Origin of the sequence: Amnimonas aquatica (genome assembly GCF_002943415.1) — a bacterium.
GTDB classification, from domain to species: domain Bacteria; phylum Pseudomonadota; class Gammaproteobacteria; order Pseudomonadales; family Moraxellaceae; genus Perlucidibaca; species Perlucidibaca aquatica_A.
The window spans coordinates 1-7,407 of record NZ_PTQZ01000078.1; the positions used below are offsets into that span (position 1 = coordinate 1).

6 protein-coding genes and 1 pseudogene are annotated in these 7,407 nt (G+C 68.1%); 2 read left to right on the plus strand and 5 right to left on the minus strand.

All coding sequences use genetic code 11. The features are described from left to right. Positions 1 to 334 (plus strand): helix-turn-helix domain-containing protein (locus C5O18_RS10370; RefSeq protein ID WP_105191884.1); only part of this gene is annotated, 334 nt, incomplete at its 5' end. Between the two features lie 116 nt (positions 335 to 450). Here the strand turns inward: C5O18_RS10370 and gcvPB are convergent. The 4 genes and pseudogenes from gcvPB to gcvT form a co-directional block, all read right to left on the minus strand. Continuing rightward, positions 451 to 1,914 (minus strand): aminomethyl-transferring glycine dehydrogenase subunit GcvPB, encoded by a 1,464-nt coding sequence (gcvPB, locus tag C5O18_RS04640; protein ID WP_105191886.1) that lies wholly within the window; start codon positions 1,912 to 1,914, stop codon positions 451 to 453. Between the two features lie 5 nt (positions 1,915 to 1,919). After that, positions 1,920 to 3,311, minus strand: coding sequence for an aminomethyl-transferring glycine dehydrogenase subunit GcvPA (gcvPA, locus tag C5O18_RS04645; protein ID WP_105191892.1), 1,392 nt, complete (start codon positions 3,309 to 3,311; stop codon positions 1,920 to 1,922). A 122-nt stretch (positions 3,312 to 3,433) separates the two neighbouring features. Then, a pseudogene (locus C5O18_RS04650) lies at positions 3,434 to 3,750 on the minus strand (glycine cleavage system H protein). 43 nt (positions 3,751 to 3,793) lie between these two features. Continuing rightward, complete coding sequence (gene gcvT, locus C5O18_RS04655; protein WP_105191888.1) at positions 3,794 to 4,936, minus strand: glycine cleavage system aminomethyltransferase GcvT; 1,143 nt, start codon at positions 4,934 to 4,936, stop codon at positions 3,794 to 3,796. Positions 4,937 to 5,194: 258 nt separating this feature from the next. Here gcvT and C5O18_RS04660 point away from each other — a divergent pair, with 258 nt between their 5' ends. Beyond that, positions 5,195 to 7,030 (plus strand): phosphoenolpyruvate carboxykinase (GTP), encoded by a 1,836-nt coding sequence (locus C5O18_RS04660; protein WP_105191890.1) that lies wholly within the window; start codon positions 5,195 to 5,197, stop codon positions 7,028 to 7,030. A gap of 70 nt (positions 7,031 to 7,100) precedes the next feature. Here C5O18_RS04660 and C5O18_RS10375 read toward each other — a convergent pair. After that, positions 7,101 to 7,407: hypothetical protein (locus tag C5O18_RS10375; protein WP_158249269.1), on the minus strand; the 307-nt coding region annotated here is incomplete at its 5' end.

Sequence of the window (7,407 nt, forward strand, 5' to 3'; positions counted from 1 at the left end):
GGCCGCCCGGCTGGCCAAGGCCGAGCGCCTGAAGGCCGAAGGCAGGGGCAGTTACTCGCAGGAAAAGCTGGGGGTCGATGCCGGCATCGCCGAGGAATCGGCGCGCGTGCGCGTGCACCAGTACGAGTACGGCAAGCACTTCCCGGACCTGGCCCAGGCGCAGCATTTCGCCGACGCGCTGGACATCCCGATGGCCTACCTGTTCTGCCCCGAGGACGATCTCGCCGAGCTGCTGCTGACCGCGTCGCGGCTCGACCGCGCCGGCCGCGCCAGCCTCATCGCACGGGCGCGCGAGCTGGCAGACGATGCCGGAGAAGCCAGCGAAACCCGCTGATGCCCGCCTGAACGGCAGAAAGCAGAAAGGGCGCCCGAAGGCGCCCTTTCCGTTTGCATCGCGAGCCTGCGCGCGGCGTTAGTGCCGGGCGCGGATCCGTTCCGCTGCCGGCGGACTCACTCGGCGCGTTCGCGCCAGACCAGGTCGAGCTCGCGCGCGCAGCGCACATCGTCGAGACGGCGCACCGGCATGGTGTGCGGCGCACCCCTGACCAGCTCGGGTTCGGTGCGCGCCTCTTCGAGGATCTTCACCAGCGCGTCGGCGAAGCCGTCCAGCTCGTCCGGCGACTCGGTCTCGGTCGGCTCGATCAGGAAGCACTCCGGCACCAGCAGCGGGAAGTAGGTGGTCGGCGCATGGTAGCCGTAGTCCAGCAGGCGCTTGGCGATGTCCATGGCGCTGACGCCCAGCTCCTTGGCCTCCTTCGCGAAGGTGATGATGAACTCGTGCGAAGCGCGGCGCTCCGGGTAGGCGAGCTGGAAGCCCTCCTTGACCAGGCGCTGCATGAGGTAGTTGGCATTCAGCGTCGAGTACTCGCCGACGCGGTGCAGGCCCTCGCGGCCGAGCGCGTAGGCGTAGTAGGCGGCGCGCAGCAGCACGCCGGCGTTGCCCATGAACGCCGACAGGCGGCCGATGCTCTGCGGCAGATCCTTGTCGGTCAGCCAGCGGTAGCTGCCATCTTCCGACTTGCCAGCGATCGGCGTCGGCAGGAAGGGCAGCAGGCGCTCGCCGACACCGACCGGACCGGCGCCCGGACCGCCGCCGCCGTGCGGGGTGGCGAAGGTCTTGTGCAGGTTCATGTGCAGCACGTCGAAGCCCATGTCGCCCGGACGCACCTTGCCGAGGATGGCATTGAGGTTGGCGCCGTCGTAGTAGAGCAGGCCGCCGGCCTGGTGCACGGTCTCGGCGATCTCCTTGATCTGCTGCTCGAACACGCCGCAGGTGGACGGGTTGGTCATCATCAGGCCGGCGGTCTGCGGGCCGACGGCGGCCTTCAGCGCCTCCAGGTCGACATCGCCGCTGGCCAGCGTCGGCACTTCGCGGACCTTGTAGCCGCACATCACCGCGGTGGCCGGGTTGGTGCCGTGCGCCGCCGAGGGAATCAGCATTTCGGTGCGCTCGTGGTCGCCGCGGGCCTCGTGGTAGGCGCGGATCATGGCGACGCCGGCGAACTCGCCCTGGGCGCCGGCCATGGGCGTCAGCGACACACCCTTCATGCCGGTGACTTCCTTCAGCACTTCCTGCAGGTCGTGGATGCAGCCGAGGTAGCCCTGCGAATGCGACTCGGGCGCCAGCGGGTGGCGGCCGAGGAAGCCCGGCAGCATGGCCGCGCGGTGGGCGCCGCGCGGGTTGTACTTCATGGTGCAGGAACCTAGCGGATAGAACTGGGTGTCGATGGAGAAGTTGCGCCGCGACAGGTTGGTGTAGTGACGCACCACCTGCAGCTCGGACACCTCCGGCAGCAGCGGGCGGCGCTTGCGCAGCAGGCTGTCGGGCACATCGCCGAGGTCGGCGCGGCCCAGCGGCGCCTGCGAGGTGGCGCGGCGGCCGGCTTCGGAACGTTCGAAGATCAGGGTCGTCATGGTGGTCACTCCGTCACCAGGGCGTGGTCGAGGGCAGCGGCGTAGCGCTGGATGTCGGCGGCGTTCTTGGTCTCGGTGGCGCAGACCAGCAGGGCATGGCCCAGCTCGGGGTAGTCCGCGCTCAGGTCGTAGCCGCCGAGCACGCCCTGCAAGGCCATCTTCGCCAGCACCGGGGCGACCGGCACCGGCAGGCCGAGCACCTTCTCGTGGAACACCGGGCGGTTGAACACGCGCGAAATGCCACCCGACTTGCTGGTGGCCTGCGACAGCTCGCGGATGTTCTTGTGGCTGGCCAGCGCCACGCGCTCCAGGCCCTCGGCGCCGAGCAGGCTGAGGTAGATGGTCGAGGCCGTCATGGCCAGGCCCTGGTTGGTGCAGATGTTCGAGGTCGCCTTGGCGCGGCGGATGTGCTGCTCGCGCGCCTGCAGGGTGAGCGCGAAGCCGGGCTTGCCTTCGAGATCGACGGTGCGGCCGATGATGCGGCCCGGCATCTGGCGGATGTGCTCCATCTTGCAGCACAGGAAGCCGCAGTACGGACCGCCGGACGACAGCGGAATGCCGAACGGCTGGGCCTCGCCGACCACGATATCGGCGCCCTTGTCGCCCCAGTCGCCGGGCGGCGCGAACAGCGCCAGCGCCAGCGGGTTGACGCAGCCGATCACCAGCAGACCGTGCGCGTGCGCCCAGTTGGTGAGCACATCCACCTCTTCCAGCACGCCGAAGAAGTTCGGCTGCGGGATCACCAGGGCGGCGAAGTCCTCGCCCTCGTAGCGCTTCAGGCTGCCCGGATCGATGTGGCCGCCCTGGCGGTGATAGTCCAGCTCGACCAGCTCGATGTCCTGGCCCTCGACGATCGCGCGCACCGCCGAGCGGTACAGCGGCGACACCGTGCGCGGCATGAGGATGCGGCGCGACTTCGACTTGCGGTTGGCGCGGATGGCCATGAGCACGGCCTCGGACAGGCCGGAGGCGCCGTCGTAGACCGAAGCGTTGCTGGCATCCATGGCGGTCAGGTGCGCCATCATGGACTGGAATTCGTAGATCACCTGCAGCGTGCCCTGCGAGGCCTCGGCCTGGTAGGGCGTGTAGGCAGTCAGGAACTCGCCGCGCGAGGCTAGGTCCCACACCGCCGCCGGAATGTGATGCTCGTAGGCACCGGCGCCGATGAAGCAGAGCGCGCCGGCATCCTGCTCGCTGCGCTCGCGCATGAGCCGGGTGACTTCCATTTCCGAGCGGCCATCCGGCACGCCGGTCAGCGGCCGGCAGCGCAGGGCGTCGGGAATCTCGTCGAACAGGGTGTCGAGCGATTCCGCGCCCTGGCCACGGTCGCCCTGACCGTTGTCCAGGGTGTCGAGCATGCGGCGCACATCGCCGGGGGTGTGGGGAATAAAGGGCATGTCAGCCTCTCCATCGGCGCGGCGGGTGCCGCGCATCAGACAGCAAGAAGCCCTGCTAGGCAGGGCTTTGTTCTTCTCTTCCTATCGGTGCCGCCCGGCACTGCCGGACGGCGCGCGGCGCGTCAGTGGTCCTGCTGCGCGGCGTATTCGTCGGCGCTCAGCAGCTTGTCGAGCTCGCTGACATCGCTGGCCTTGATCTTGTACAGCCAGCCGCCTTCGTACGGTTCGCTGTTCACCGTTTCCGGCGTGTCGGCCAGCGACTCGTTGACCGCGATGATCTCGCCGGACACCGGGGCGTAGATGTCGGAAGCGGCCTTCACCGACTCCACGACACCGGCNCCTGGGCGTGATCGGTGATGCCGACGGTGACGACATCGCCTTCCAGGCGGGCCCATTCGTGGCTGGCGGCGTACTTCAGTTCAGCAGGCGTGTTGCTCATTGTCTTTATCTCAAGCGGCTCGCGCCGTCTCAGCAGGTGGATGTCAGATCAGGGGCTTGCCCGAACGGGCGAAAACGGGTTTCACGATGCGCGCCGGCTGCAGCTTGCCGCGGATGTCGACCAGCGCTTCGGTGCTGTCGGTGACCGGAATGCGGGCGAAGGCGATAGCCTTCTCCAGCGTCGGCGAGAAGGTGCCGGACGTGGTCTCGCCTTCGCCGGCCACGGTACCGTCGGCGCCGGGAATCACCACGCGCATGTGCGCACGCAGCACGCCCTTGCCTTCCAGCACCAGGCCGACCAGCCGCTGCTTCACGCCGGCATCGCGCTCGGCCTCCAGCGCGGCCTTGCCGATGAAATCGTGGTCCCAGGCGATGGTCCAGCCCAGGTTGGACACCAGCGGCGACACCGCCTCGCTCATGTCGTTGCCATACAGCGGCATGCCGGCCTCGAGGCGCAGCGTGTCGCGTGCGCCGAGCCCGCAGGGCGCGACGCCGGCGGCCAGCAGGCGGCGCCAGAACGCCGGTGCCTCGCTGGCGGGCAGCATGAGCTCGAGGCCGTCCTCGCCGGTGTAGCCGGTACGCGCGATGAACCAGTCGCCGGCCAGACCGGCCGGCTCGAAGCCCTGGAAGACCGGCAGCACGGCGATGCGTTCGGCGGTTTCACCACCGAGCAGGCCGGCAACGGTGGCACGGGCCTGCGGGCCCTGCACGGCGATCATGGCCAGATCGGTGCGCTCGCGCAGGCTGACGCGGAAGCTGGCCGCCTGGCGCTGCATCCAGGCCAGATCCTTGTCATGCGTGCCGCAATTGACGATGACGCGCCACAGCCCGGCAGCGGCCGGCTCGCCCTCCGGCAGTGCTTCGCCAGCGTCGGTCGGCGCGTAGACGATGAGGTCGTCGATGACACCGCCCTGCTCGTCGAGCATGGTCGAGTACAGCGCCTTGCCCGGCGTCTGCAGCCTCGCGACATCGTTGGCCAGCAGGCGGCGCAGGTAAGGCACGGCATCGGGCCCGGCGAGCTCCAGCAGCGTCATGTGCGAGACATCGAACATGCCCTGGGTCCGGCGCACGGCATGGTGCTCGTCGAGCACGGAGGCGTACTGCACCGGCATGTCCCAGCCGCCGAAATCGACCATGCGGGCGTTCAGGGCGAGATGCTCGTCATAGAGCGGCGTGCGCAGACCCATGTGCGGGGAACTCCGGGAAAAGACCACAGGAAAACGCGCATTTTACATGCTGGGCCATGACCGGCGCCATGGCCCCCGGTGACCATCCCGTCAGGCGTCTGGCGGCCCGCACGTCAGGATGCAGGCGATTTTCGACACGATTTGACATATAATTGGCGCCCATTGCACGACCCAGATACCGCAAGTGCCTGATTTGATAGCGGCAGATAAGGCGGACCACGGCTCGGCAATCCCGATTCCACCACCTTGAGATCTGTCATGACACAAGCCGCAGTGAACGCCCCCGCCTATGTCAAAAACCAGCGTCTGATCGCCTGGGTCGCCGAAATCGCCGCGCTGACCAAGCCCGACAGCATCTACTGGTGCGACGGCTCGGACGCGGAATACGACCGCCTCTGCGAAGAGCTGGTGGCAGCCGGCAGCTTCAGGAAGCTGAACCCGGAAAAGCGTCCGAACTCCTACCTGGCCTGGACCGATCCGTCCGACGTGGCTCGTGTCGAGGACCGCACCTACATCTGCTCCGCACGCGAGGAAGATGCCGGCCCGACCAACAACTGGATGGCCCCGGCCGAGATGCGCGCCACGCTGAATCCGCTGTTCGACGGCTGCATGAAGGGCCGCACCCTGTACGTGGTGCCGTTCTCCATGGGTCCGCTGGGCTCGCCCATCGCCCACATCGGCATCGAGCTGTCCGACAGCGCCTACGTGGCCGTGAACATGAAGCTGATGACCCGCATGGGCAAGGCCGTGTTCGACGTGCTCGGCGAGGACGGCGATTTCGTGCCCTGCGTGCACACCGTCGGCGCTCCGCTGGAGCCGGGCCAGCAGGACGTCGCCTGGCCCTGCAACCCGACCGTCAAGTACATCGTGCACTACCCGGAGACCCGCGAGATCTGGTCCTACGGCTCGGGCTACGGTGGCAACGCCCTGCTCGGCAAGAAGTGCTTCGCGCTGCGCATCGCCTCCACCATGGGCCGCGACCAGGGCTGGCTGGCCGAGCACATGCTCATCCTCGGCGTGACCAACCCGCAGGGCAAGAAGTACCACGTCGCCGCCGCCTTCCCGTCGGCCTGCGGCAAGACCAACTTCGCCATGCTGATCCCGCCGGCAGGCATGCCGGGCTGGAACGTCACCACCATCGGCGACGACATCGCCTGGATCAAGCCGGACGCCGCGGGCAACCTGCGCGCCATCAACCCGGAAGCCGGCTACTTCGGCGTCGCCCCGGGCACCAACATGCAGACCAACCCGAACTGCATGCTGTCGCTGACCAAGGACGTGATCTTCACCAACGTCGCCCTCACCGATGACGGCGATGTCTGGTGGGAAGGCCTGGGCGAAGCCCCGGCGCACCTGGTCGACTGGCAGGGCAAGGACTGGACGCCGGAAGACGGCAAGGCCGGCCGCAAGGCTGCCCACCCGAACTCCCGCTTCACCGTCGCCGCCACCAACAACCCGGCGCTGGACAGCGAGTGGGACAACCCGGCCGGCGTGAAGATCGACGCGTTCATCTTCGGCGGTCGCCGCTCCAACACCGTGCCGCTGGTGACCGAAGCCCGCAGCTGGGTCGATGGCGTGTACATGGCCGCGACCATGGGCTCGGAAACCACCGCCGCCGCCTTCGGCGCGCAGGGCGTGGTGCGCCGCGACCCGTTCGCCATGCTGCCGTTCGCCGGCTACAACATGAGCGACTACTTCCAGCACTGGCTGGACCTGGGCGCCAGGCTGGAAGCCGCCGGCGCCAAGCTGCCGCGCATCTACAAGACCAACTGGTTCCGCAAGAACGCCGAAGGCAAGTTCATATGGCCGGGCTACGGCGAGAACACCCGCGTGCTGAAGTGGATGATCGACCGCATCGAAGGCGAAGCCCAGGGCGTCGAACACGCCGTCGGCGTCAGCCCGAGCTACAAGGACATCCGCTGGGTCGGCCTGGACTTCCCGGAAGCCCTGTTCGAGCAGGTCACCGACATCAACAAGGACGACTGGGCCGCCGAGCTGAAGCTGCACGACGAACTGTTCGACAAGCTGTCGCACAACCTGCCCAAGGCCCTGGTCGAAGCCAAGGACCGTCTGACCGAGCGCCTGGGCGTCTGACCCGGCGAGACGGACAGCAGCAACAAAAAGGGCGCCCATCGGCGCCCTTTTTGTTGCCCGCAGCCTGCCCTTACTGCAGGGCAGGCTTCAGCGGCGCCAGCGAGGCATCGATGATGAAACGCTGCGTCGGCACGCGCACCTTCAGCTCGCCGACCAGCAGATTGCCCAGCGCCGACAGCTGCGCGCTCAGGCGCACCGGCTCGATGTTCGCCAGGCGCACGGTCATGCGGCCGTCCGGCAGGAAGCTGACCTCGCCACGCACCTTCACCGAGCCCGAGCCCTTGGTCGCATTGGCACTCGCGGTCAGATCGTTGTTGCTGCGCACGGCATGCTCGATGGGAATGACCGGCTGCCCCACGATGGTGGCCACGGCGTTG